A 1,520-nucleotide genomic window follows, 5' to 3' on the forward strand; every position below is an offset into this window, starting at 1 on the left:
CGAAAGAAAAAGAGTGGCGAACGGGTGAGTAACACGTGGGTAACCTGCCCATCAGAAGGGGATAACACTTGGAAACAGGTGCTAATACCGTATAACACTATTTTCCGCATGGAAGAAAGTTGAAAGGCGCTTTTGCGTCACTGATGGATGGACCCGCGGTGCATTAGCTAGTTGGTGAGGTAACGGCTCACCAAGGCCACGATGCATAGCCGACCTGAGAGGGTGATCGGCCACACTGGGACTGAGACACGGCCCAGACTCCTACGGGAGGCAGCAGTAGGGAATCTTCGGCAATGGACGAAAGTCTGACCGAGCAACGCCGCGTGAGTGAAGAAGGTTTTCGGATCGTAAAACTCTGTTGTTAGAGAAGAACAAGGATGAGAGTAGAACGTTCATCCCTTGACGGTATCTAACCAGAAAGCCACGGCTAACTACGTGCCAGCAGCCGCGGTAATACGTAGGTGGCAAGCGTTGTCCGGATTTATTGGGCGTAAAGCGAGCGCAGGCGGTTTCTTAAGTCTGATGTGAAAGCCCCCGGCTCAACCGGGGAGGGTCATTGGAAACTGGGAGACTTGAGTGCAGAAGAGGAGAGTGGAATTCCATGTGTAGCGGTGAAATGCGTAGATATATGGAGGAACACCAGTGGCGAAGGCGGCTCTCTGGTCTGTAACTGACGCTGAGGCTCGAAAGCGTGGGGAGCGAACAGGATTAGATACCCTGGTAGTCCACGCCGTAAACGATGAGTGCTAAGTGTTGGAGGGTTTCCGCCCTTCAGTGCTGCAGCAAACGCATTAAGCACTCCGCCTGGGGAGTACGACCGCAAGGTTGAAACTCAAAGGAATTGACGGGGGCCCGCACAAGCGGTGGAGCATGTGGTTTAATTCGAAGCAACGCGAAGAACCTTACCAGGTCTTGACATCCTTTGACCACTCTAGAGATAGAGCTTCCCCTTCGGGGGCAAAGTGACAGGTGGTGCATGGTTGTCGTCAGCTCGTGTCGTGAGATGTTGGGTTAAGTCCCGCAACGAGCGCAACCCTTATTGTTAGTTGCCATCATTTAGTTGGGCACTCTAGCGAGACTGCCGGTGACAAACCGGAGGAAGGTGGGGATGACGTCAAATCATCATGCCCCTTATGACCTGGGCTACACACGTGCTACAATGGGAAGTACAACGAGTTGCGAAGTCGCGAGGCTAAGCTAATCTCTTAAAGCTTCTCTCAGTTCGGATTGTAGGCTGCAACTCGCCTACATGAAGCCGGAATCGCTAGTAATCGCGGATCAGCACGCCGCGGTGAATACGTTCCCGGGCCTTGTACACACCGCCCGTCACACCACGAGAGTTTGTAACACCCGAAGTCGGTGAGGTAACCTTTTTGGAGCCAGCCGCCTAAGGTGGGATAGATGATTGGGGTGAAGTCGTAACAAGGTAGCCGTATCGGAAGGTGCGGCTGGATCACCTCCTTTCTAAGGAATAGTACGGAAGACTACACATCGTTTGCCTTTGTTCAGTTTTGAGAGGT

Annotated in this window: 1 rRNA gene; it reads left to right on the top strand. The window is 52.8% G+C overall.

Going from position 1 to position 1,520, the window contains the following annotated elements:
• Positions 1-1,464 (top strand): 16S ribosomal RNA (locus ACTFWY_RS17750); the annotation flags it as partial.
• Between the last annotated feature and the right edge of the window lie 56 nt (positions 1,465-1,520).

This window comes from Enterococcus sp. 125944 (assembly GCF_051909435.1).
Classification (GTDB): domain Bacteria; phylum Bacillota; class Bacilli; order Lactobacillales; family Enterococcaceae; genus Enterococcus_D; species Enterococcus_D gallinarum.